The 24,005-nt window shown below is 68.8% G+C and carries 20 protein-coding genes and 2 tRNA genes; 8 read left to right on the top strand and 14 right to left on the bottom strand.

The genetic code is table 11. The features are described from left to right. Nucleotides 1–26 precede the first annotated feature (26 nt). The 6 genes from mihF to NS3_RS18315 form a co-directional block, all read right to left on the bottom strand. Nucleotides 27–341 (bottom strand): integration host factor, actinobacterial type, encoded by a 315-nt coding sequence (gene mihF, locus NS3_RS18340; protein ID WP_040794996.1) that lies wholly within the window; start codon nt 339–341, stop codon nt 27–29. 500 nt (nt 342–841) lie between these two features. Then, a complete protein-coding gene (gene clpX, locus NS3_RS18335; RefSeq protein WP_067861260.1) occupies nt 842–2,122 on the bottom strand; it encodes an ATP-dependent Clp protease ATP-binding subunit ClpX in 1,281 nt (426 codons plus the stop codon). A 324-nt stretch (nt 2,123–2,446) separates the two neighbouring features. Beyond that, nucleotides 2,447–3,109, bottom strand: a complete 663-nt coding sequence (locus tag NS3_RS18330; protein ID WP_067861258.1) for an ATP-dependent Clp protease proteolytic subunit — start codon at nt 3,107–3,109, stop codon at nt 2,447–2,449. 70 nt (nt 3,110–3,179) lie between these two features. After that, nucleotides 3,180–3,767, bottom strand: coding sequence for an ATP-dependent Clp protease proteolytic subunit (locus NS3_RS18325; protein WP_067861256.1), 588 nt, complete (start codon nt 3,765–3,767; stop codon nt 3,180–3,182). 279 nt (nt 3,768–4,046) lie between these two features. Beyond that, nucleotides 4,047–5,447: a trigger factor gene (gene tig / locus NS3_RS18320; RefSeq protein WP_067861345.1), complete on the bottom strand. Its 1,401-nt coding sequence runs from the start codon at nt 5,445–5,447 to the stop codon at nt 4,047–4,049. A gap of 144 nt (nt 5,448–5,591) precedes the next feature. Beyond that, the gene (locus NS3_RS18315) at nt 5,592–6,167 is read right to left on the bottom strand and encodes an FKBP-type peptidyl-prolyl cis-trans isomerase (RefSeq protein ID WP_067861255.1); all 576 of its coding nucleotides are present in this window, start codon (nt 6,165–6,167) and stop codon (nt 5,592–5,594) included. A gap of 225 nt (nt 6,168–6,392) precedes the next feature. Here NS3_RS18315 and NS3_RS18310 point away from each other — a divergent pair, with 225 nt between their 5' ends. Continuing rightward, a complete protein-coding gene (locus NS3_RS18310) occupies nt 6,393–8,900 on the top strand; it encodes a phosphoketolase family protein (RefSeq protein WP_084495720.1) in 2,508 nt (835 codons plus the stop codon). A 90-nt stretch (nt 8,901–8,990) separates the two neighbouring features. Here the strand turns inward: NS3_RS18310 and NS3_RS18305 are convergent. Together NS3_RS18305 and NS3_RS18300 are read right to left on the bottom strand one after the other, a co-directional pair. Further along, nucleotides 8,991–9,067 (bottom strand) — tRNA-Pro (locus tag NS3_RS18305). Between the two features lie 45 nt (nt 9,068–9,112). Beyond that, nucleotides 9,113–9,183: transfer RNA gene (locus tag NS3_RS18300), tRNA-Gly, on the bottom strand. Nucleotides 9,184–9,651: 468 nt separating this feature from the next. Between NS3_RS18300 and NS3_RS18295 the strand changes: the two genes are divergently transcribed. Further along, nucleotides 9,652–10,608: a GGDEF domain-containing protein gene (locus NS3_RS18295; protein WP_067861254.1), complete on the top strand. Its 957-nt coding sequence runs from the start codon at nt 9,652–9,654 to the stop codon at nt 10,606–10,608. A 64-nt stretch (nt 10,609–10,672) separates the two neighbouring features. Here the strand turns inward: NS3_RS18295 and NS3_RS18290 are convergent, their stop codons facing one another. Continuing rightward, the gene (locus NS3_RS18290) at nt 10,673–11,470 is read right to left on the bottom strand and encodes an Fpg/Nei family DNA glycosylase (RefSeq protein ID WP_067861252.1); all 798 of its coding nucleotides are present in this window, start codon (nt 11,468–11,470) and stop codon (nt 10,673–10,675) included. A 25-nt stretch (nt 11,471–11,495) separates the two neighbouring features. Next, the gene (locus tag NS3_RS18285; protein ID WP_040794989.1) at nt 11,496–11,969 is read right to left on the bottom strand and encodes a ribose-5-phosphate isomerase; all 474 of its coding nucleotides are present in this window, start codon (nt 11,967–11,969) and stop codon (nt 11,496–11,498) included. Nucleotides 11,970–12,037: 68 nt separating this feature from the next. Between NS3_RS18285 and NS3_RS18280 the strand changes: the two genes are divergently transcribed. After that, nucleotides 12,038–13,120, top strand: coding sequence for a M48 family metallopeptidase (locus NS3_RS18280; RefSeq protein WP_067861251.1), 1,083 nt, complete (start codon nt 12,038–12,040; stop codon nt 13,118–13,120). A gap of 50 nt (nt 13,121–13,170) precedes the next feature. On the opposite strand, the gene NS3_RS18275 is transcribed toward NS3_RS18280, so the two are convergent. Then, nucleotides 13,171–13,866, bottom strand: coding sequence for a mycothiol-dependent nitroreductase Rv2466c family protein (locus NS3_RS18275; RefSeq protein WP_067861250.1), 696 nt, complete (start codon nt 13,864–13,866; stop codon nt 13,171–13,173). A gap of 153 nt (nt 13,867–14,019) precedes the next feature. On the opposite strand from NS3_RS18275, the gene NS3_RS18270 reads away from it, so the two are divergent. Continuing rightward, a complete protein-coding gene (locus NS3_RS18270; RefSeq protein ID WP_067861248.1) occupies nt 14,020–15,243 on the top strand; it encodes an NAD(P)/FAD-dependent oxidoreductase in 1,224 nt (407 codons plus the stop codon). Nucleotides 15,244–15,484: 241 nt separating this feature from the next. On the opposite strand, the gene NS3_RS18265 is transcribed toward NS3_RS18270, so the two are convergent. After that, nucleotides 15,485–16,696 (bottom strand): cytochrome P450, encoded by a 1,212-nt coding sequence (locus NS3_RS18265; RefSeq protein WP_067861246.1) that lies wholly within the window; start codon nt 16,694–16,696, stop codon nt 15,485–15,487. A 109-nt stretch (nt 16,697–16,805) separates the two neighbouring features. On the opposite strand from NS3_RS18265, the gene NS3_RS18260 reads away from it, so the two are divergent. The 4 genes from NS3_RS18260 to NS3_RS18245 all read left to right on the top strand — a co-directional run bounded on the left by NS3_RS18260 (nt 16,806) and on the right by NS3_RS18245 (nt 21,105). Then, complete coding sequence (locus tag NS3_RS18260) at nt 16,806–17,834, top strand: 3-oxoacyl-ACP synthase III family protein (RefSeq protein ID WP_067861244.1); 1,029 nt, start codon at nt 16,806–16,808, stop codon at nt 17,832–17,834. Nucleotides 17,835–17,891: 57 nt separating this feature from the next. Further along, nucleotides 17,892–18,707, top strand: a complete 816-nt coding sequence (locus NS3_RS18255; protein ID WP_245649678.1) for a hypothetical protein — start codon at nt 17,892–17,894, stop codon at nt 18,705–18,707. A gap of 81 nt (nt 18,708–18,788) precedes the next feature. Beyond that, the gene (locus tag NS3_RS18250) at nt 18,789–19,526 is read left to right on the top strand and encodes a glycosyltransferase family 2 protein (RefSeq protein WP_245649677.1); all 738 of its coding nucleotides are present in this window, start codon (nt 18,789–18,791) and stop codon (nt 19,524–19,526) included. Between the two features lie 64 nt (nt 19,527–19,590). Further along, the gene (locus NS3_RS18245) at nt 19,591–21,105 is read left to right on the top strand and encodes a class I adenylate-forming enzyme family protein (protein ID WP_067861241.1); all 1,515 of its coding nucleotides are present in this window, start codon (nt 19,591–19,593) and stop codon (nt 21,103–21,105) included. Between the two features lie 26 nt (nt 21,106–21,131). Here NS3_RS18245 and NS3_RS18240 read toward each other — a convergent pair whose 3' ends face one another. Then, nucleotides 21,132–22,433 carry a phthiocerol/phthiodiolone dimycocerosyl transferase family protein gene (locus NS3_RS18240; protein WP_373865321.1) on the bottom strand — a complete coding sequence of 434 codons (1,302 nt, stop codon included), beginning with the start codon at nt 22,431–22,433 and terminating at the stop codon, nt 21,132–21,134. Nucleotides 22,434–22,529: 96 nt separating this feature from the next. Beyond that, nucleotides 22,530–23,996 (bottom strand): beta-ketoacyl [acyl carrier protein] synthase domain-containing protein, encoded by a 1,467-nt coding sequence (locus NS3_RS18235; protein ID WP_067861239.1) that lies wholly within the window; start codon nt 23,994–23,996, stop codon nt 22,530–22,532. Nucleotides 23,997–24,005: the final 9 nt, after the last annotated feature.

Raw genomic sequence — 24,005 nt, 5'->3', positions numbered from 1 at the left:
GGGTGTGCCGAATCAGGCGTTCGGCATCAGACGTTCAGCGCCTCGAGCAGCGCCGCGCGCTGACGGGCGCCGAGGCCGCCGATGCGCCGATCCTCGGGGATCTCCGCCTGGTCCAGCAGCTTGGCGGCCTTGACCGGCCCGACACCGGGCAGCGCCTTGATCACGGCCGCCACCTTCGTCTTCTTGACCAGGTCGTCGGAATCCGCTTTCGCGAGCAGGTCCGCGACGGAGACCTTGCCGGCCTTGACCTTGCCGATCAGTTCCGAGCGCGCCTTACGAACCGCGGCCGCTTTGGCCAACGCCTCGGTGCGTTGTTCGGCGGTCATCGTGGGCAGTGCCATTTCTCCTCCGCTTTCACTCGTCACTCGAACCTCTGGTTTGACCGCACCGAGTAAACAGCACGCCACCGACAGACCGACGCAGACACACCGGTCGGCTCGGCAGCGGAGTTTCCCAGGTCGGCCGCGTCATTGCCCGCGCGAGTGGCGTGCGGCCACCGAAGCGGCCGACACGTAACGCCACACATGTGAGGGACGACACACTTGACAGCAGTACCCCGCAGGGCCAGGTTCAACGGAGAACCACCAGGGCCGCATTCGGGACCGACGATGTTCCCCCAGCCCGGACCGAGCGCCGTACTGCCCTGCGTCACAGTGTCCGGTTCACAGCGTTCGGAGTTCGCCTCCACGTCTTCGGAGTTCGCGGGTATGCCTGCCCGGCGGCATTTCCGCACAACAGGCTCTGCCGCCGCCCTCGAAACCGCCGCCCTCGAAAAAGCGCCGACGCCGTACCGGAGGCTCTCCGGTACGGCGTCGGTTCGTTCGTCGTGGCCCGCCTGAACTCAGGCGGACTTGTCGCGGCGCTCGGTGCGTTGCTGCTTGCGCGGCACGATGGTCGGCAGCACGTTGTCGTTGACGGTGTCGGCGGTGACGACCACCTTGGCGACGTCGTCGCGGCTGGGGATGTCGTACATCACCGGCAGCAGGACCTCTTCCATGATGGCGCGCAGGCCGCGAGCGCCGGTGCCACGGAGGATGGCCTGATCGGCGATCGCCTCCAGCGCGTCCTGGGAGAACTCCAGCTCCACGCCATCCATGTCGAACAGCCGGATGTACTGCTTGACCAGCGCGTTCTTCGGCTCGGAGAGGATCTTGACCAGCGATTCCTTGTCCAGGTTGGTCACCGAGGCGACCACCGGCAGGCGGCCGATGAACTCGGGGATCAGACCGAACTTGATGAGGTCCTCGGGCATGACCTCGGCGAAGTGGTCGGTGGTGTCGATCTCGGCCTTGGAACGCACTTCGGCGCCGAAGCCGATGCCGCGGTGGCCGGTGCGGTCGGAGATGATCTTCTCCAGGCCCGCGAACGCGCCCGCCACGATGAACAGCACGTTCGTGGTGTCGATCTGGATGAACTCCTGGTGTGGGTGCTTGCGACCGCCCTGCGGCGGCACGCTGGCCTGGGTGCCCTCCAGGATCTTCAGCAGCGCCTGCTGCACGCCCTCGCCGGAGACATCGCGGGTGATCGAGGGGTTCTCGCTCTTGCGGGCGATCTTGTCGACCTCGTCGATGTAGATGATGCCGGTTTCGGCGCGCTTGACATCGTAGTCGGCGGCCTGGATCAGCTTCAGCAGGATGTTCTCGACGTCCTCGCCGACATAGCCCGCCTCGGTCAGCGCGGTGGCGTCGGCGATGGCGAACGGCACGTTCAGCATCTTCGCCAGCGTCTGCGCCAGATAGGTCTTGCCGCAGCCGGTCGGGCCGAGCATGAGGATGTTGGACTTGGTCAGCTCGACCGCTTCACCCCGGCTGTCGCGGCTCTTGTCGCCGGCCTGGATGCGCTTGTAGTGGTTGTAGACCGCGACGGCGAGTGTGCGCTTGGCCGCGTCCTGGCCGATCACGTAGTTCTCCAGGAACTCTCTGATCTCGGCGGGCTTGGGCAATTCGTCGAGTTTGACTTCGCTCGATTCGGCGAGTTCTTCCTCGATGATCTCGTTGCACAGATCGATGCACTCGTCGCAGATGTACACGCCTGGCCCCGCGATGAGCTTCTTGACCTGCTTTTGACTCTTTCCGCAGAACGAGCACTTCAGCAGATCGCCGCCGTCTCCGATGCGCGCCATCTCGTGGGTCCCTACTTCCTTGTCCGCGTGCAACCATCCGTCCGGGCCGCCCCGGCCGGCCGCCCGGCCCGGTGTATCACGAACACTGCGAGCATTTCCGGCGGGGCGAATATTCCGTCGTCCCAGAGCAAAGGTCCTAGCTCGACCGTACCCGGTGAGCACGACGGAGGTCGACAACTCGAGCATGTTTCTCGCCGGGGTTGTGCGAGTTCTCACGGTAGCGGCGAAATTCCACCGTTCGCAGGCCGTTTTCGCTACCGGCCGAACGACGCGCCATGCGGCGTGTCGTTCGGCCGGTAGGAGAGACGACGCGGATTCCCGGCCTCAGGACTGCGCGCTGAGCTTCCGGTAACCGAAAACGTGATCGACGATGCCGTATTCCTTTGCCTGCTCGGCGGTCAGGTAACGGTCGCGATCGGTGTCCTTGCGGATCTCCTCGGCGGACTTGCCGGTGTGCCGTGAGAGGGTCTGCTCCATCGCGGTGCGCATGCGCTCGATCTCCGCCGCGGCGATCTCCAGGTCGGAGACCTGACCGCGGATACCGCCCGCGGACGGCTGATGGATGAGCACGCTGGCGTTCGGCAGGCAGGCACGCTTGCCGGGGGTGCCCGCGGCGAGCAGCACGGCGGCGGCCGAGGCGGCCTGGCCCAGGCAGACGGTCGCGACATCGGCGCGCACGTACTGCATGGTGTCGTAGATGGCCATCAGCGAGGTGAACGAGCCACCGGGGGAATTGATGTACATCGTGATGTCACGGTCGGGGTCCTGCGATTCGAGCACCAGCAGCTGAGCCATCACGTCGTTGGCGGAGGTGTCGTCGACCTGGGCGCCGAGGAAGATGATGCGCTCGTCGAACAGCTTGGCGTAGGGGTTCCACTGGCGGGTTCCGGTGGCGGTCTGCTCGATGTACTCGGGCAGGATGTAGCGCGCCTGAGGCGAGGACGGCGCGATGCCGGACAGCCCGGCGCGGGGGTCGATCAGAGCCATTTCGTCTCCAAAGTCTGTGTGATCAATCGACGGCTGCAACGGTGAGGCCGGCCCGGGGGCCGGCGTTCGTTCAGCTGCCTACGCCGCTGGCCTGGTTCGCGTGGCTGACCACGTGATCGATGAAGCCGTACTCCAGGGCCTGCTGCGCGGTGAACCAGCGGTCGCGATCGGCGTCGAGCTCGATCTGCTCGACCGTCTGGCCGGTGTGCTGAGCCTGGAGCTTGTTGAGCTCCTGCTTGTTCTCCGCGAAAAGCTTTGCCTGGATGGCGATGTCGGCGGCGGTGCCACCGATGCCCGCGGAGGGCTGGTGCATCATGATCCGCGCGTGCGGCAGGGCGTAGCGCTTGCCCTTGGTACCCGCGGTGAGCAGGAACTGCCCCATCGAGGCCGCCAGACCCATTCCCACGGTGCGGATGTCGCAGTCGGCGAACTGCATGGTGTCGTAGATCGCCATACCCGCGGTCACCGAGCCGCCCGGCGAGTTGATGTAGAGGGAGATGTCGCGGGTCGGATCCTCGGCCGAGAGCAGCAGGATCTGCGCGCACAGCTTGTTGGCGATGTCGTCGTCGACCTGGGTGCCGAGGAAGATGATGCGCTCGCGGAGCAGGCGCTCGTACACCGAATCACTGAGGTTGAGACCAGCAGTCGCGGATGTCATGACCCCTGCCTGGTTCTTTGTCACGGATACCTGCCTTCTCTTCTCACCGGCTCGTTGCCGAGTGCTGTGCTTCGGCGACCGCGGAGCCTCGCAGCTCTACAGCCACCCTCGCCTACAGCCATCAACACTGGTTCGTCGTCACACACATTAACGAAGCGGGGCGGCACCGAACTCCCGGTACCGCCCCTCTTCGCTCACAGCGGAACGAGGTGCGCGTTCGCGCGCAACACTAGGTCATCGCGAGCCGGCTCGTCGTGAACCGGCTCGGTGCGACAAGGTTCATTCCGAATCGGCGGCAACCTTGTCCTGCTCGGCCGCGGCTGCCTGCTCGGTGTCGGCCTCGGCCTCGGTCTCGGTCGCGGGCTCGCCGAACATCTCGGCGGTGTCGACCACATTGCCTTCGGAGTCGGTCACCTTGGCCTGGCCGACCACACCGGCCAGCGCCTTGCCGCGGCGCACATCGGCGAACACCGCCCCGAGCTGACCGGCCTGCTGCACCTGCTGGATGAACTGCTCGGGGGCCATGCCGTAGCGCTGGGCCTGGAACAGGATCCGCTCGGTCAGCTCTTCCTGGCCGACCTGGGTGTTCTCGGCCTCGGCGATGGCGTCCAGCAGGAGCTGGGTCTTCACCGACTTCTCGGCCGCTTCCTTGGTGTCGGTGTCGAACTCCTCGCGGCTGGAGCCCTGCGCCTCGAGCGCCTCGGCCAGCTTGGCCTCGTCGTGGTCGAAGCCGTGCACCGCGTCGTGCAGGACCGCGTCGATCTCGGCCTGGACGACCTTCTCCGGCAGCGGGACCTCGGTCTTCTCCAGCAGCGCCTCGAGCACCTTGTCGCGGATCGCGCCTGCCTGCTCGACCTTCTTCACCCGCTCCACGCGAGCGCGCAGGTCGGTCTTCAGCTCTTCGATGGTGTCGAATTCCGAAGCCAGCTGGGCGAATTCGTCGTCGGCCTCGGGCAGCTCGCGCTCCTTGACCGACTGCACGGTCACCGTGATGACCGCGTCCTTGCCCGCGTGCTCACCGGCGACCAGGGTCGAGGTGAATTCCTTGGACTCGCCCGCCGACAGTCCCACCAGAGCCTCGTCCAGACCCTCGATCAGCTGGCCGGAACCGACCTCGTGGGACAGGCCGGTGGTGGCCGCCTCGGGCACCTCCACGCCGTCCACGGTGGCCGACAGGTCGATGGAGACGAAGTCGCCGTCCTGCACCGGGCGCTCCACGCCGGCCAGGGTGCCGAAGCGCTGACGCAGCGAGTTCAGCTGCTCCTCGATGTCCTCGTCACCGATGGTGAAGGCATCGACGGTGACCTCGAGCTCGGAGAAGTCCGGCAGCGCGATCTCCGGACGCACGTCGACCTCGGCGCTGAAGGCCAGCTCCTGGCCGTCCTCGATCTTGGTGATCTCGATCTCGGGCTGACCGATCACCTTGACCTCGGCGGTGGTGACGGCCTCGCTGTAGCGCCCGGGCAGCACGTCGTTGACGACCTGCTCGAGGATCGCGCCGCGGCCGAGACGGGCCTCGAGGAGCTTGGCCGGGGCCTTGCCGGGACGGAAGCCCGGAATGCGCACCTGCTTGGCCAGGGCCTTGTAGGCGCGATCGAAGTCCGGCTTCAGTTCCTCGAAGGGCACCTCGACATTGATCCGGACCCGGGTCGGGCTCAGCTGCTCGACGGTGCTCTTCACGGACATGCTCCTTGGTTCGTTGTTCGTTCGGACTCGGGGGCGCGACTCCAGGCCGGGGCGCGCGTGACGCATCCCGACCAGGGTAGTTGACCGACGTCCGGGGACTGCAATCGCCTGCCGGGGGCGGTGGCCCGCCCGGGACTGCTACTTGCCGACGCCTACCGCGTCGGTGACGAAGACCAGCGTCTCGTTCGGCTTGATGCCGTTGCCGCCCGCGCCGTAGCCGAGGTCCGGCGGGATGATCAGCAGCCGGCGCGCGCCTTCCTGGACGCCCTCGAGGCCCTGCTCCCAGCCGGGAATGACCTGACCCGCGCCGAGGGTGAGCCCGAACGGCTCGCCGCGGTCGAAGGAGCTGTCCAGCTTCTCCCCGTCCGACCAGGCGACCAGCGAGTAGTTCATGGTCAGGTCCTGGCCGGGCGCGGCCCCCGGCCCGCTGCCGGGGACCAGGTCCTCGACGATCAGCCGGCTGGGGGCGTCACAGTCGTCGGGCAGGGTGATCGTAGGGTTCTCGCCGAAGCCACCGGTCACCTCGATGTCGGCGGCGGTGCATTCGCGTCCGTGCGACTGCGGGGCGGCGGGGGTCGCGGCCGAGCGCGATGTCGCGGCGGTGGCGGAGGTCGCGCTGGTGGCGGTGGCGGAGTCGTCGGAACCGCAGGCGGTCAGCGCGAACGCGGCGGCGGCGACAGTGCCGATCCCGATGATCCTGGCGAGATTCTGCATGCGGCGGACCCTAGACCACCGCCGCCCGCGGGCCGAATCCGACTGCCCGCCCGGCACGCCCGCCGAGCGGTCGTCGCCCTGCCGGATGCCGTGGCGGTGCGTAGGCTGGCCGGAGCGTGCGCCGCCCCGACCCGGCGGTGTTCGGCCAAGCCGGGCGACCGGTGACCACGACCGCGGCGTCCCGGCCGGGATCGCCGTCAGAAGCGTTCGCGAGGAGAAATCCACATGACGCAGCGGCCAGGCACGATCACAACCACGACCAGCTCTGCTGCCGGTGAGAACACCGGCGCGGACCTCCCCGCCACGGCGCCGGGCGCGCGGGTCGGCGACACGATCGCCCCGCGCCCCTACGAACTCGGCGACGCGCCCGGCCCGCTGAGCCCGGCCGAGCTCGCCGCTATCGACGCCTGGTGGCGCGCGGCCAACTATCTGGCGGTCGGGCAGATCTATCTGCGCGGCAACCCGTTGCTGACCGAGCCCTTGCGTCCCGAACACATCAAGGCGCGCCTGCTCGGTCATTTCGGCACCGTGCCCGGATTGAATCTGGTGTGGACGCACGGCAATCGGATGATCCGCGAGCACGACCTCGACGCGGTGTTCGTCGCCGGGCCCGGTCACGGCGGGCCCGGCCCCAATGCCTGCGCCTGGCTGGAGGGCGCCTACTCCGAGCTCTACAGCGACATTCCGCGCGACGCCGCCGGGATGGCGGCGCTGTTCGCGCAGTTCTCCTTCCCCGGCGGCGTGCCGAGTCACTGCGCGCCGGAGACGCCGGGGTCCTTCCACGAGGGCGGCGAACTGGGCTACTCGCTGTTGCACGCCTTCGGCGCCGCCCTGGACAACCCGGATCTGACGGTGTTCTGTGTGGTCGGCGACGGCGAGGCCGAGACCGGTCCGCTGGCGGCGAGCTGGCACGCGAACAAGTTCCTCGATCCCGGTCGGGACGGCGCGGTGCTGCCGATCCTGGCGCTCAACGAATACAAGATCGCCAACCCGACCCTGCTCGCCCGCATCCCGGAGCGCGAGCTGATCAGCCTGTTCGAGGGCTACGGCTACCAGCCCTTCCTCGTCTCCGGCGACGACCCCGCGGCGGTGCACCAGGCCATGGCCGCCGCCATGGACACCTGCGTGGGTCTGATCCGCGACGTCCAGCGGGCCGCGCGTTCCGGCGACGACTACTCCCGCCCGGCCTGGCCCATGATCATCCTGCGCACGCCCAAGGGCTGGACCTGTCCCCCGATCGTCGACGGCGAGCGTGTCGAGGGCACCTTCCGCGCACACCAGGTGCCGCTGCCCACCGCCCGCGACGACGACGCCCATCGCGCGGTGCTCGAGCAGTGGCTGCGCTCCTACCGGCCCGAGAAGCTGTTCGACGCCGAGGGCAGGCCGATTCCGGAACTGCTCGCGCAGGTGCCCGAGGGCAACCGCCGGATGAGCGCCAACCCGGTCGCCAACGGCGGCGCCCTGATCCGTGATCTGCGCCTGCCGGACTGGCGGGACTTCGGCGTCGAGGTCCAAGCGCCGGGTGCGGTGAAGGTCGAGGCGACCCGGGTGCTCGGCGGCTGGCTGCGTGAGGTCACCCGGCACAACCCGGACAACTTCCTCACCTTCGCCCCCGACGAGCTGGCCAGCAACCGGTTGCAGGACATCCTCGAGGTGACCGGCCGGAAGTGGCTGGGCGAGATCGGCGCGAACGACGTCGGGCTCGACCGCGCGGGCCGGGTGATCGAGGTGCTCTCCGAACATCTGTGCCAGGGCCTGCTGGAGGGCTACCTGCTCACCGGCAGGCACGGGGTCTTCACCTGCTACGAGGCGTTCATCCACATCGTCGACGCCATGTTCAACCAGCACGCCAAGTGGCTCGACGCCAGCGCCGCGGTGCCGTGGCGGCGTCCCCTGCCGAGTCTGAACTACCTGCTCTCCTCGCACGTGTGGCGTCAGGACCACAACGGCTTCACCCATCAGGACCCGGGCTTCCTGGACGTGGTGCTGAACAAGAAGCCCGAGATCGTGCGCGTCTATCTGCCGCCGGACGCCAACACCCTGCTCTCGACCTACGATCACTGCCTGCGCTCGCGCCACTTCGTCAACGTGGTGGTGGCGGGCAAGCAGCCGCAGGAAGCCTGGCTGCCGGTACCGGAGGCGGCCGCGCACTGCGCGCGCGGACTGGGCATCTGGGAGTGGGCGGGCAACAACGACATCGCGGGGCAGACACCCGACGTGGTGCTGGCCTGCGCGGGCGATGTTCCGACCCTGGAGACCTTGGCCGCCGCCGCGATCCTGCGAAATCGCCTGCCCGACTTGCGGATTCGAGTGATCAACATCGTCGACCTGATGCGCCTGACACCGGCCGAGGAGCATCCGCACGGCCTGCCCGACCGCGAGTTCGACACCCTGTTCACCACCGACCGCCCGGTGATCTTCGCCTTCCACGGCTACCCCTGGCTGATCCACCGCCTCACCTACCGCCGCACCAATCACGACAACCTGCACGTGCGCGGCTACAAGGAGGAGGGCACCACCACGACGCCCTTCGACATGGTCATGCTCAATGATCTGGACCGCTTCCACCTGGTCATGGATGTCGTCGACCGGGTGCCCTCGCTGCGGGAGAAGGCGGCGGGACTGCGTCAGGAGATGATCGACGCCCGCTGGGCGGCGCGTGCCTGGACCCGCGAACACGGCACCGACATCCCCGCCGTGGCGGAATGGTCCTGGCCGGAAGTGAGCCTGTGAACACCGGATCGTGAAAGCCCGACGGGTTGGGAAAGCCCGTCGGGCCGGGAACCCCGCGCCCCGGCTCCGGGGCGGCCGATCCTCGAACGATGGTCGGGGTGACAGGATTTGAACCTGCGACCCTCCGCTCCCAAAGCGGATGCGCTACCAAGCTGCGCTACACCCCGTGGCCTCGCGGCGGCAGGCAACCGACGAGGATGAATCGTGCGTTGAGCGGGCGACGGGAATCGAACCCGCACCATCAGCTTGGAAGGCTGAGGTTCTACCATTGAACTACGCCCGCAGGCATACGACATCGATGGGATCGCCACGATGTCGTGTGCGCACCGACTGTACCGAATGACCGTCGCGTGCGCCAATCGCCCCCCGAATCGCCGCCACGTCCGGCCCCCGAGAACAGGTTTCAGTTCCGGTGCGACCCACGGACCCGCGCGGTGAGGGAAACGGCGTCTCCGGTGTCCTCCGTTCGGTGGACGGAGCCGGCCGCCGGGAACAACACATCCACGGCGTGTCCGCGGCGACTCTCCAGCGAATCCGAATTCGTGGGTAACGCCGTCGCTGTTGAGACGATCACACACCGGATCGTCGCGCCCGGCGAGGGAAAACTCGTTGTAGAACGCCGTTTTTCAGAGGCGTACACCTTGCTACGATCCATGTGCCGGACGGGGGTATCTGGAAAGGGGGCGGTGACCGTGCACCTGACGAGGTGGGCACTACCGCGTAGCAGTACCGGACGGGGCCGGTGGGTGCGATGACGACCGACATCGAACCTCCCGTAGCCGCGATGTGCCGTGCCTGGGCGCGGGCGGTCTGCTCCGAACCGGGCTCGCACACCACACCGCAGCAGCTCGAACCCGTCCTCGTCGAGATCGTCGAACAATTGCTCCATCTGGCCAGGTACGAGCCCTTTCCGGTGCCTGCCGCGCGGATGCTCGGCGCCCGCATGGCCGAGCCGCCGTTCGAACGGACCAGGATGCTGGCCCAGGCCAGTCGCTGGCTGCTCGGGTTCCCGTCCGGGCGGCCGGGTTCGCTGGTGGCGACCCGCTGGCCGTTCGTGGCCAGTCAGGCCATCGACAGCTATGCCCAGGCGCTGCAGGAGCGCGCACTCGCCCAGCAGGAGCAGAGTCTGTCGGCCAAGGTGTCGCGGCGGGTGCAGGAGATCGCCGCACTCCAGCACCGCCTGCGTCACGAGGCCACCCACGACGCGCTGACCGATCTGGCCAATCGCACCCTGTTGCAGGACCGGGTCCGCCAGATGGCCGAGGATCCGGCCAGCTGCGTCGGCCTGCTGCTCATCGACCTGGACCGCTTCAAACAGATCAACGACTCCTACGGCCACGCCGTCGGCGACGAGGTGCTGGTGGAGCTGGCCAACCGGCTGCGCGAGGTCTGTCCGCCCGACACGGTGATCTGTCGTTACGGCGGTGACGAATTCGTGCTCGCGGTCAATCGCGACGGTGACGCGCTGGCCGAGATCGCGCACCGGATCGTGGCCACCCTGCGCGATCCGGTGTGGTCGTCGGCGGGGCCGGTCCCGGTGTCGGCCAGTGTCGGCACCGCGTTCGACGCGCCGGGCACCCGATCGGATTTCACCGATCTGCTGCGCCGCGCCGACCGCGCGATGTACTCGGCCAAGACGGCGGGCGGGCGGCGATTCGTGTTCGCGGGCGCCGACGAACCGGGTATCGGCGCGGCGGTCGCGGGCTGAAGCGGAGTGTCGCGCGGCGTGGCGAAAACCCACCCGGCGCCTCGGGACCGCCGGAGGTGAGCGGTCAGCGCGGCTGGCACTCCGGGCACCAGAACAGATTCCGGCCTTCGAGCACCGCGTGGGCAACCGGTGAGCCGCACACCCGGCAGCCGGCTCCCGGCCTGCGGTAGACGTAGGTGCGCGGGCGGTCCGGGGCGTAGGACGGTTCGCCGTGATCGTGTTCGGGGCGCACCACGTGCATGCGCCCGGTCGCCACGCCGATCGGCATGAGCTCCACCAGATCCGCCCAGATCGCCTTCCATTCCTCGGCGTCGATGTCCACGCCGGGACGGTAGGGCGAAATGCCGTGCCGGAACAGAACTTCGGCGCGATAGACGTTGCCGACGCCCGCGAGCACCTTCTGATCCATCAGCAACGCCCCGATCGGCCTGCGCGAGCGATTGATTCGCCGCCAGGCCTGCTCGGGATCGGCGTCGGCGCGCAGCGGGTCCGGGCCGAGCCGGGCCAGCAACGCATCCACCTGCGGGGGCAGCAGCACCTCGCAAGCGGCCGGGCCGCGCAGGTCGGTGCCGTGCTCGCGGCCGGTCAGCCGCATCCGCACCGCGCCGACCGGCGGGCCCATCGGCAGCGGCGCATCGTGGAACGCGCCGTAGAGGCCGAGGTGCACGTGCACGGTCAGGCCGTTGTCGTAGTGGTGCAACAGGTGTTTGCCGTGCGCCGTGCTGTCGTCGAGCGTCCGCCCGTCGACCAGCGCGGCGCCCTCGGCGAAACGGCCCTGCGGGCTCGACACCCGCACCGGGCCGCCCGCGAAGCGACGGCGGTGCTGATCGGCGAGCCGGTGCAGGGTGTGCCCTTCCGGCATGGTGGTCCCCGAGGATCGAGCGAACTCAGTACGCGGGCACCGCGGGGGCTTCGCCGGTCTTCTCGTAGTCGGCGAGGATGTCGATGCGGCGCTGATGGCGCGGCTCCTCCGACCAGGCGGTCGAGACGAAGGCGTCGACGATGGCCAGCGCCTCCTCGGTGGAGTGCATGCGTCCGCCGATGCCGATCAGCTGGGCGTTGTTGTGCTCGCGGGCGAGCTTGGCGGTCTCGACGCTCCAGGCCAGCGCGCAGCGGGCGCCGGGCACCTTGTTGGCGGCGATCTGCTCGCCGTTGCCGGAGCCGCCGAACACCAGGCCGAGGCTGCCCGGATCGGCGACGGTGCGGCGCGCGGCCTCGATGCAGAAGGCCGGGTAGTCGTCGAGGGCGTCGTATTCCAGCGCGCCGCAGTCCACGACGTCGTGGCCCGCCTGCTCGAGGTGAGCCTTCACGTGATTCTTCAGTTCGAAGCCGGCATGGTCGGCACCAAGGTAAACGCGCATGGCTGCGATTGTCGCAGGTCGTTCCACGCCTGCGCCGAGGGGGGACCGCCCCGCATAGGCTGCGTTTCATGCACTCGCCCGAACCGGCACCGCAGCCACAACCGCACAACCCGGCCCCCGAGTACGGCGGCCACGTCGATCTGTACGGACACTCGACCGGGTGGGGGCACCCGTCGTCCGGCGGATCCACCGCCTCGTATCCGTCCCCTTCGCCGGCAGACCGCGGGCGACCGGCGCAACTGCCGCCCGAGCGTGGACCGCGCGGACTGGCGCCGTGGGGTATGCCCGCGCGGCACAGCTGGGAGATCCCGCTGCTGGTGATCGTCGTGCTGTGCACCGCGCTGGCGTATGTGGTCGCGCTCGGGCTGTTCGCCGTCGCGATCCTGGAGGGCATCACCCCGGGCGACTACCTGCTGTTGCTGGTCTTCGCGCCGATGCTGGTCTGGGCGGGGCGCGGGTTCACCTACGCCTCCCAGCGAGTCGGCGGGGTGAAGATGTCGCCGACGCAGTTTCCCGAGGGCTACCGCATGGTGGCCGAGGCCGCGCAGCGCTTCGGAATGCGCCAGGCGCCCGACGCCTACGTCGTCCTCGGCAACGGCCAGATCAACGCCTTCGCCTCCGGCCACGGCTTCCGGCGGTTCGTGGTGGTCTACAGCGATCTGTTCGAGGTCGGCGGGCAGGCGCGCGAGCCCGACGCGCTGGCATTCATCATCGGGCACGAGGTCGGGCACATCGCGGCCGGGCACGTCTCGTACTGGCGGCAGCTGGGCATGTTCCTGGTGCCGTTCCTGCCGATCCTGGGTTCATCGCTGAGCCGCTCGCAGGAGTACACCGCCGACAACTACGGTTACTGCCACCGCGCGAGCGGCGCGGCGGCGGCGATGGGCACGCTGGCCGCGGGCAAATACCTCAACACCACGGTCGGTTTCGACGAGATGGCCGACCGGGCCGCGACGGAGAAGGGCGCGTTCGTCTGGCTGGTCAACGCGTTGTCCAGTCATCCGGTGCTGACCTGGCGGATGTCGGCGCTGCGGGATCGCAGCAGGCACGGCAAGGTGTTCTGGCGGCCCGCCCCGCGGCCGGCCGGATTCGGCGTGGGCGCGCCGCCCTACGGCGAGGTGCCGAGCCTGCCGCCGAAACCCGTTGCCTGAGTGCCGGATTCCCCGAGCGGGTAGGCGCGCCCGCTCGGGAACCGAGTGGCTCAGTCGAAGATCGGGCCTTCGGTGCGGGTGCGCTTGAGCTCGTAGAAGTACGGGTAGGACGCCAGGGCGACGACGCCGTCCCAGATCTTGCCCGCGTCCTCGCCGCGCGGGATGCGCGAGAGCACCGGCCCGAAGAAGGCGATGCCGTTGACGTGGATGGTCGGGGTGCCGACGTCCGGGCCGACCGCGTCCATGCCCGCGTGATGACTGGCGCGCAGGGCCTCGTCGTAGTCGGTGCTGTCGGCGGCGGCGACGAGGTCGGCGGGCAGGCCGACCTCGGCGAGCGCGTCGACGACCACCGCGCGCAGCGACTCCGCGCGATCCTCGCGCTCGTAGGAGCCCTTGCGCTCGTGGATACGGGTGCCCATCGCGGTGTAGAGCGGCGCGAGCACCTTGTCGCCGTGCTGCTGGGCGGCGGCGATGGCGACCCGGACCGGACCCCACGCGCTCTTCATCAACTCGACATAGTTCTCCGGCAGCTCGCGGCCCTCGTTCAGCACGGCCAGGCTCATGACGTGGAAGCGCGCCTCGATGTCACGGACCTTCTCGACTTCCAGAATCCAGCGCGAGGTGATCCAGCACCAGGGGCACAGCGGATCGAACCAGAAATCGGCGACATCTTTCTCGGTGCCCGTCTCGGTCACGTGTCGTTCCTCTCGATCAGTCGGCGGACGCGGCGGTGACGCACGCGTCATTCCTGCCAACCATCCCGGCCGTCGATTCGTTCCCGCTCCCGGCATCGCGATCCGGCCCCGGTTCCGGCCGGTAGATCGCGAACCGACCTCGCAAACACCCTGGTGACAGTAGGGTCGGGGGCGACGAGTCCCTCGGCACCGAAGGAGTTCGCGATGACCTCGGATCGGCGTTTCGTGATCGTGGGCGGCGGCCTCGCCGCGGCAGGACTGGCCAGGGCGCTACGCGCCGCGGACTTCGACGGCTCGCTCACCCTCATCGGCAGCGAGGAACATCTGCCCTACGAGCGGCCGCCGTTGTCCAAGGAGTTCCTGCTCGGCAAGAAGCAGTTGCCGGACTTCACCGTGGAGGCGGCCCAGTGGTATCGCGACCACCACGTCGAGGTCATGCGCGGCACCACCGTGACCGGTGTCGACCCCGCGGCGAAAACGGTCACGCTGCCGGATGGTTCGACGCTGCCCTACGACAAACTCGCGCTGGCCACCGGTTCCTCCGCGCGCTGGCTGCCGATCGCCGGCGCCGACGCCCCGAACGTCCACACCCTGCGCTCCATCGACGACGCCCGCACGCTGTCGGAACTGCTGGAGCGGCACGCCCGGCTGGCGATCATCGGCGCGGGCTGGATCGGCCTGGAGGTCGCGGCCGCCGCGCGGACCCGCGGGTGCGAGGTGACGGTGGTCGAGACCGCCGCCCAGCCCCTGATCGGTTCGCTGGGCCGGGAGATGGGCACCGTCTTCGCCGAACTGCATCGCGGGCACGGCGTCGATCTGCGGCTGGGGGTGCAGGTCAGCGAGATCACCACCGACGACGACGGCGTCGCGACCGGGTTGAGCCTGGCCGACGGCGCCTCGGCGCCCGCCGAAGCGGTACTGATCGCGATCGGCGCGGATCCGGATCTCGACCTGGCACGGCAGGCGGGCCTGGCGATCCACAGCGGCGTGCTGGTCGACGCGGGACTGCGCACCAGCGACCCCGACATCGTGGCCGTCGGCGACATCGCCGAACAGGATCATCCGAGCCTGGGCACGCGGGTACGGGTCGAGCACTGGGCGAACGCGCTGAATCAGCCCGAAGTGGCGGCGGCGACCATGCTCGGCCGCGACGCCACCTACGACCGGCTGCCCTACTTCTTCACCGACCAGTACGACCTCGGCATGGAGTACACCGGCTTCGTCGCGCCCGGCGCCGACGCGCGGGTGGTGGTGCGCGGCGACGTGACGAGCCGGGAGTTCGTGGCGTTCTGGCTCGATCCGGCGAATCGGGTGCTGGCCGGGATGAACGTCAACGTCTGGGACGTGACCGACCGGATCAAGGAACTGATCACCGCGCGCGAGCCCGTCGACCCGGATCGCCTGACGGACACCTCCCGGCCGCTCTGAGGTCGCGGGTCGCCCGATGCCGATCACCCTCGGCCGGTTTCGGCGCGTAGTCGGGGCATCAGCGCGCGGCGGTCGGCGCTCGGTCCTGCCCGTTCGACGTCGGGCCGGTTGTGCCGAGGGCGGCCGGTGCGTCGGTTACTCCCGATCTCGGCGGACCGAGCCGGGCCTGGTGCTCCGGAATCGATTCGACACCGCGATGGGCACCCTCGTCGGTGGCCTCGCGTAGCCGGGGTCTTCGTGGTCAGCGCACCAGACGGATTCGCAGCTTTTCGTAGGTGGGAATGAAAACCTTTCGGCGGTAACGACGTTCGACGATCTCCCACGGCCGGCCGGCGGCGGTGAGCGCTTCGAGCAGCGCGGTGAGTTCGGAGTGGACGAGTTGCGCGCCGAGGCAGAGGTGGCGGCCACCGCCGAACCAGAGCTGGCGGGTCTCGGGGTTGTAGTCGCGGGCGATGCTGAACTCGCCCGCGGCGTTGTTGATGGTCCAGGTGAGAATCTTCACGTGCTCGCCCGCGCGCAGGTCACGATCGGCGATGCGGACGTCCGCGGTGACCGAGCGGCCGACGAGGTAGGCGGGGCTGGTGACGCGCAGAGTTTCGCGGACCGCGTCGGGGAGGCGGTCGGGGGTGGCTATCAGGGCGCGGTGCTGGCCGGTGTCGTGCATGATCGCGACCATTCTGGTCATGGCGCTGGCGAGAGTATCGGTACCCGCCACGGCCATGAGGATGGCCAGGCCGCCCGCGTGCTCGACGTCGAGGCCCAGTTCACGGCAGCGGCCGAGGGTGGTGTCGGGGTCGGCGCGCGCGTACGCGTCGGGGACACCGACGGCGAGCTGAGTGGCCAGTTCGCGAGCGCGGGCCAGGGCGACGGGGTCGAGGGTGGTCGAGGCCATGGTGCCGAAAGCTAGATTGACCAGCTCTTCGACATGATGGAACAACCGCAGGAACAGCGCGTCCTGTTCGTCGGTGCCGGCGCCACCGATAGCCGCTGCGATGTCTTCGGGGCGCATACCGACCAGGTCGGAGACGCTGCGGCCGACGAGAATCTGCGCTCGGGCGGCGATGTCGACGGTCTCCCCCGCGGCGAGCCGTTCGCGCAGGTCGCGCAGGTCTGGTCCGATCACCCGCTCGACCAGGGCATCGGTGTGGGTGAGGGTGAACAGGTCACGCACCTTGGTCCGCAGGTCGGTGTGCCCCGGCCCTTCGAACAGATCATCGACCCAGTCGCCGATCACCTGCGCCCACCAGTGCCCGGCCGCACCCTCGGAGACGATGCTGAAATGCGTACTGTCGTTGTAGATCTGGCGGGCCACCAGCGGATCCGCGACGAACCAGCCGAGTCCGGGGACCTTGCGAATCGGGCGCGCGAACCGTCCCGACAGCAACAATCCAGGCAACCAGGGCTGGCCGGCGGCGAGTAGCGCTAGTTCATGGCGTCGAGAAGTGCTCCACATCCCGGGACAATCTACTCGAGCCGACCCGTCCAGTGAAAGGTCTGTCGTTAAGATCGACGAGATGCGCTGCGTGTAGTGCGCATCACGCGATATCCGGAAGTGAACACCCATGGTGAGATCGACAATCGAAGCCGTCGGCGCGTATCTGCCGACCAGGGAAGTGACCACGGCGGAGTTGCTGGCCCAGCTGGCCGTCGACGCGCCGCCGGACCTGGAGAAGGTCAGCGGGGTGAAGGCGCGAAGGGTGCGCGGCGAATCCGAGGACTCCTTCACCATCGCCCTCGCCGCCGCCCGCGGCGCACTGGACAATTCCCGCTACGACGCCGCCGATCTGGACGTGATCATCTCCTGTTCGATCACCCGGACCCGCGGCGAGGACTTCTGCTTCGAGCCGTCGTTCGCCCTGATGCTGCGCACCGCGCTCGGGGCGAGGCGGGCGATCCACTTCGACGTCTCCAACGCGTGCGCCGGGATGATGACCGGAGTTCTGCTGCTGGACAGGATGATTCGATCCGGCGCTGCGCGTCGCGGCATGGTGGTGTCGGGGGAATGCATCACGCCGATCGCCGATACCGCGGTGCGTGAGATCTCGCAGAAGTACGACCCACAGTTCGCCTCGCTCACCGTCGGCGATGCCGGGGCGGCCGTGGTGCTCGACGGCACCGACGGACCGGGGCTCGACTATGTGGAGCTCAACACCAGTGCGGCGTTCGCCGAGCTGTGCCTCGGGATGCCGAGTGATCAGGGGCCGGGGGTCGCGCTCTATACCGACAATCGGTCGATGCACAACGAGTCCCGGTACCTGCTGTGGACCTCGCGACAGCTGGAGTTCCTGGCCGCCCGCGGTTCCAGCTTCGCCGACGAGCGCTACGACTACCTGATCCATCACCAATTCAGCGGTCCGGCAGTGGAATTGATCGGCAAGATCGCCGAGCGCGAATTCGATTCACCCATGCCGCGAGCGCTCGCGGTACTGGACAGGTATGGCAACACCGCGTCGACCTCACATTTCGTGGTGTTGCACGACGCGCTGCGGCGAGGGCTGATCGCGCCGGGGTCGAAGGTACTGATGGTACCGGCGGCTTCCGGGGTGGTCGCCGGATTCTTGTCGGTGACAATCGGCGATCTGCGGGTGTAGGACAGTATGGGAATCATCATTTCTTCGGCAGTGACCCGCAGCGGCGGAGTCAGCTCGGTGGGACAGGCGGCCGATGCCGCGCGCGATGCGTTGGCAGGCGCCGGTTGTCGGCCTGAGCAGGTCGACGCTCTGATCAACGTGGGGGTCTATCGCGATGCGAACCTCGTGGAACCGGCGATCGCGGCGCTGATTCAGCAGGCAGCGGGGATCGGGCTGGAATATCGACGCGGTGATGTGCCGTGTCTGTCGTTCGATCTGATGAACGGGGCATGTGGGTTGGTGAACGCTGTGGGGGTGGCCACTTCACTGCTGGCCGATCTGCCCGCTGGGCGCGTGGTCGTCGTGTCGGGGGACGCGCATCCGTCGGAGCGGGCTGATGCGCAGTTCGCGTTCGAGCCGGTGGGGGCGGCGTTCGTGCTCGAGAATCACGATGACGCGATGGGATTCGGTCGGGTGCATGTGAGCGCGGGGGAACAGTTGCCTGATCCCCAGGGGTATGTGCGGTTGTCCGCGATGGGGGCGCACGGGCGGTCTGCATTGACAGTGGAATTACGTTCGGGGACAGCGGAACTCGTCGAGCATGCAGCTGTCGCGGCGCGAGAAGCGCTGGCTGCGGACGGTATCGACGCGGGGCGGGTGGTGCTGTTGTGTGGTAAGCCGACTTCGGCTTTCGCCGGGGAATTGGCAACCGAGCTCGGCGTCGGCTCGGTGGTGACCGATGAATTCGACGGGGACGCGCACACTTCCGCGTTGACCGCCGCCTTCGTGGCGGCGCGTGCGGCGGGGCTGGTCGATCGGCCGTTGTTGTTCGTCGCCGCCGACGGCGGACCCACCGCGGCGGCCGTGACCTATCGAGGAGTTGGTGTGCGGTGACAGTTGGTGTGCGGTGACAGTTGGTGTGCGGTGACACAGCCGCGTCCGTTGGTGAGCAATCGCGAATCGGACGCTCTCTGGGTGGTTATTCCCGCCTTCGACGAAGAACGTGGCATCGGCAAGACCCTGGACGCCATCGCCGCGCAGCAGGACACAGATTTCACGGTTGTCGTGGTCGACAACAACTCGACCGACCGCACCGTCGAGGTGGTCCGGGAATTCGCTTCGGCGCATCCGCTGCCGCGCATCGTCGTGATCGGCGAGCGGCAGAAGGGCACCGGCGCCGCCGCCGATACCGGTATGCGCTATGCGATCGCGCATGGCGCGACCTACCTCGCGCGCACCGATGCCGACTGCCTGCCCGCCCCCGACTGGACGCGGCGGGTCAAAGACGGGTTCGACTCCGGGCTGCGGTTGGTGAGCGGTCAGCTGATTCCACGCACCGACGAAGGTGTCTCGTGGATGGATCGCACGATCATTCGCGTGGCGTTGGAAGTGGCGTCGGCCTTCGGCAAGGTGCGCGCGGGCAATCGGGATCCGAAGTATCTCGGACCGTATGTGATGACGCCGGGGTGCAATATGGCGATCACCGCTGAACTGTATGTCGCCGCTGGCGGATTCCCGCGGACCGCTATCGAGGATCTGCACGAGGATCGGGCGCTGGTCAACGCGGTGCGCACGATCACCACCGACTATGGGTTGCGCCGTGATGTGCGGGTGTACGGCTCGAATCGGCGGGTGCGCGCCTGGGGTATTCGCAAGACTCTCGCTTGGTACGCCGATCATCGCTATCGGCCCGAGGTGGTCGATATTCGGTGAGCGTGGCGTGCGAGCACGATCGAAAGTGCCCGACCGGCGTGGTCGACTGTCGAGGGGAGCACCGATGACCGATTTTCTCGAAAGGCTCGCCGCGCAGGCCGAACGGATTCCGGATGCGTCGGCACTCGGCACTGTCGGCAAGCGTGCGCTCACCTATCGGGAACTGCAGGAAACCGTCGGTCGAGTGGCGCACAATCTCGGCGAGGCGGGGTTCGCGCCGGGTGATCGGATGCTGTTCTCGATCCGGCCGAGCGTGCCATCGGTGATGGTGATCTTCGGGGTGATCGCGGCGGGCGGGACGATCGTGTTCGTCGACCCCGGTGTCGGGCCGGAGCTCTTCGCCGCACGGGTCGGCCTGGTCGAACCGACGTGGGCGGCGACGGAATCACTGCTGTATGCCGTGAGCGGCCCACTCGCCGGGTTCGGGCGCGCGAAGGGACTGGAACTGCCGCGGTTCGGCGCCCTCGATGTTCGCCACATCCACAGTGGTGTGTGGCTGCCGGGAACGCCGTTCGGGTCGATCCCGTTGCGGCGGTTCACCGGTGATGCGCGCGAGAGCACTCCGCCGCCCGCGGATCCCGACGCCGCGGCGTTGATCGTGTTCACCTCGGGAACCACTGACGAGCCCAAAGCCGTTGTGCACACGCGTGCCTCGCTGAGCGCCGGGTTGAGTGCGATGGGCGGACGAACCAGTCTCGCGCCTGGCGCGTTCCTGCACACCGAGCAGCTCATGATGGGATTGCCCGCGTTGATGGCGGGGGCGCGGTGGGCTTTGCCGCGATATCCGCGCTTCGGCACACACATCGACCCGGTCCGATTCACACGGAATCTAGGGAGCGCGACGCACGCGTTCTACACCCCGGCCGATCTCGCCGCCGCCCTGGACGCGCTCGATGCCGGGATTGTCCCGGCGCCGTCCCACCTGCGGCAGGTGGCGCTCGGTGGTGCCCCGGTCACCTCCGCGCTCCTGCGCCGGGCTCAGCAGCTGTTGCCCGACACCGGGTTTCTCGCGATCTACGGGATGACGGAGATCCTGCCGGTGGCGGTCGCGACCGGCGCCGCGAAACTCGCGCACGACGGGGATCTGCTCGGCGCTCCGGTGCGGGGTGTGCAGGCGCGGATCGCCGACGACGGCGAGCTCGTGTTGTCCGGCCCGAACCTGTGCCGCGGGTATCTGGGTGCGGCGCCGCTGACCGAGATCGCCACCGGCGACCTCGCGCGCTGGGACGGCGAGGAGTTGGTCCTCACCGGGCGCAAGAAGGACATGATGATCCGTGGGAAGACGAATATCTACCCCGGGTTGTACGAGCCGGTGATCACCGCGATCGACGGGGTGCGGGAAGCGATCATGGTGGGCCTACCGGACGAGGTCGGCGATGAACGAATCGTGCTCGCCATTGTCGGCGAACCGGGGGCCGGGGACGTCGTCGAGCTAGTTCGCAAGCGATTGCCCCAGGTCATCGACACCACCGCCGTGCCCGACGACATCGTGGTGGTGGATCGGATTCCGGTCAGCGGCCGGACGAACAAGCCGGACCGGGCCGCGCTGCGGGAAATCGTGCGGGGCCTGCTCACCTGAGCGGAATCGTCGCTGTAGCCACCGGGTCAGCCAGTGACAGACCGGATGGTGCGATCGGCCAGGGATTCGATGGTTGTCCGCGCGAGCATGGTGTCGACGTAGCAGAAGGTGATCGACATCGTGGTGCCGAGAGTGGCCACGGCGACGGTGAGCGCGCTGGCGCAGGAGTTCGTTCCCGCGACCGTCAGCGCGGTGACATCGAGGGGCTTCACCGCTGTGGGCGGGGTGAGTTTGCCGAGGTTGCTGAGGGTGACGTTCCAGGGGGCACGACGGTCGATGAGTTCTATGGCGCGCCTGCCGGATTCGAGAGAGCGTGGGCAGCCGTAGCGGATGGCGGCCAGCGCGGTGAGGTCGTTGTTCCGCGCCAGCCGCTGGGCCAGTTGCGTTTTCGCTGCGCGGGCGACGTCCCAGAGGGAGTGGGTCGGGCCGTAGGGGACGAAGGTGGGGACTACCGCGGTGAACATGCCGGGCTCGTCGTCGGCCGGGGGCGGGTCCAGGCGGGAGCGGACGTCTACCGGGACGCCGATGCCCGCTACTCCCGATCGGCGGGGGGCGAGTTCGCCGAGTGCGTGGGCCAGGGCGGCGCTCATGGCGGCGTTGATGGTGACGTCGTGCTGGTGGCAGCGGGTGCCGAGCGCCGTGAGTGCTTCGCCCTCGATGGTGCGTATCACGCTGCGCGTGCGGCGAATCGGCAGCGGCGGCGGGGTGCCGGGGAGGTTGGTCGCGCGGCGGGCCATGGCGGTGAGTTGGCCGGTGATGTTGGTGCGCAGGCAGCGCAGGAGGCGGGTGTGCGCGGGTGGGATGAGGTCGTCGGGGGCCGGGATCGGTGGGCGGGTGGCGGTGCGGATCGGAGATCCGGCGGTGTAGGCGAGAATTCGCCACAGCAGCGACACCAGCGAGCGGCCGTCGAGTAGGACATGGGACAGGACCAGGATCAGGTCGTGGTGTTCGTCGCAAGCGCCTGGCCGCCAGGCTAGATCGATGAGTCGGCCGGGGGCCGTCGCGAGGTCGATGGGTTCGGCCAGTTGTTCGTCGAAGATTGTGCGCCACTGGTCGGGGTCGGTGACGATGCGGTGCAGGACCGGCAGGTGCGGGTCGGCCGACGGCGCGAAGTCCGGGCCATCGACGACTGTTGTGCGCAGCAGCGGGAATTCCGCGACCAGCGCGTCCGCGGCCTCTTCGAGGCGGTAGGCGCCGATCGGGCCGCGCACCCGCACTCGGGCGACGCAATTGGCCGGCGACAACTGATCGATGAGCCAGAACCACCGTTCCGATGACGACAGCGGGCGAATCACCTCACCGTTGCGCACCTGCACGGCCCCTTTCATCGACAAGCCGAGTCCTCGCGAGCGTAGTTCTCGACAGGCCGAGACGGGCCTGGTGCTCCGGAACCGAGCTCGACAGGCGGTCGGGGTTCGGCGAGGTCAGGGCGAATCAACCGGTGGCGGATCGCCGAGAAAGGCGGGGTAGCAGGGGATTCGCCGCCAGGGCGGGCGAACCCGCGGGTGCGGTGGGGGCGCGCCGGGGGCCGGGCCGAGGATCGCGTGCGCGTTGGTGCCGACGATGCCGAAGGAGCTGATGCCCGCCAGCGGGCCGCTGTCGGTGTCGGACCAGCCGGTGGCCTCGGCGGCGAGCTGGATTCCGGTGCCGGACAGGTCGATGCGCGGGTTCGGGGTCCGGAAGTGCACCAGCGGCGCGATGGCGCGTTCGCGCAGGCAGAGCAAGGCTTTCAGCAGACCGGCGATGCCGGAGGCGGCTTCGAGATGGCCGAGATTGGTCTTGACCGAGCCCACGTGCAGCGTGCGGCCGTCGTTGCGGGTGCCGAGCGCGGCGACGATGCCCGCCATCTCGATGGGGTCGCCGAGGGCGGTGCCGGTGCCGTGGGCCTCCACGTAGCCGATGTCGGCGGGCGTGCGGCCCGCGTCGGCGAGAGCCGCGGCGATCACGCGGCGCTGGGCTTCGGCGTTCGGGGCTGTGAAACCGGAGGAACGGCCGTCCTGGTTGACCGCGGTCCCGAGGACCACCCCGAGCATCGGATCGGTGTCGCGCTCGGCGTCGGCGAGGCGTTTCAGCACGACCATCGCGGCGCCCTCGCCGCGCACGTAGCCGTTGGCGCGGGCGTCGAACGTCTTGCAGATGCCATCGGGGGCCAGCGATTTCGTCTGCTCGATGGCTCGGGTGGAGCCGGGGGCCAGAATCAGGTTGACCCCGCCCGCCACCGCGAGGTCGATCTCGCCGCGCCGGAGTGCGCCGACGGCCTGATGCACGGCGACCAGCGAGGAGGAGCAGGCCGAGTCGACCGCGACGGCCGGCCCGGTGAACCCGAAGGTGTAGGCGATGCGGCCGGGGGCGAAGCTGTGGCCGTTGCCGGTGGCCCAGAAGGCGTCGACGTGGTTGCCCGCCCAATCGGCGTAGTCCTGACGCCCGGTGATGCCGACGTAGACGCCGACCCGCTGATCGCGCAGCCGGTCGTGCTCGAGCCCGGCGTGCGCGATCGCCTCCCAGGTGACTTCGAGCAGGAGCCGGTGCTGGGGGTCGATGGCGCGGGCGGCCCGCGGGGTGATGCCGAAGAAGCCGGGATCGAAGTCGAGGGCATCGGCCAGGAAGCTGCCGCGAGTGGGCAGTTGTGACCATTGGTCGTCGAAGGGCCAGCGGCGGTGGCCGGGCATGCGAGTGACCAGGTCACGACCCGCACGCAGCGCGGTCCCATAGCTGTCGAGATCCCCGATGCCGCCTGCCAGCCGCAGTCCGGCGCCGAGGACGGCGATCGGGCCGGGTGTCCGGGCGGTTTCGGCGGCGGCCAGGTCGGCGCGGAGGCGCTGGATGGTCCTGGTCGCGCGGCGGAGGGCGGTGTCCTCGGTGCTGATCGGCATCGGTTCGGCCTGCTGCATGGCTGCCTC

The organism is Nocardia shimofusensis NBRC 100134, assembly GCF_001613125.1.
GTDB classification, from domain to species: domain Bacteria; phylum Actinomycetota; class Actinomycetes; order Mycobacteriales; family Mycobacteriaceae; genus Nocardia; species Nocardia shimofusensis.
Note: the sequence above shows the minus strand (reverse complement) of the source record. Positions and strands in the feature narration are given on the sequence as shown.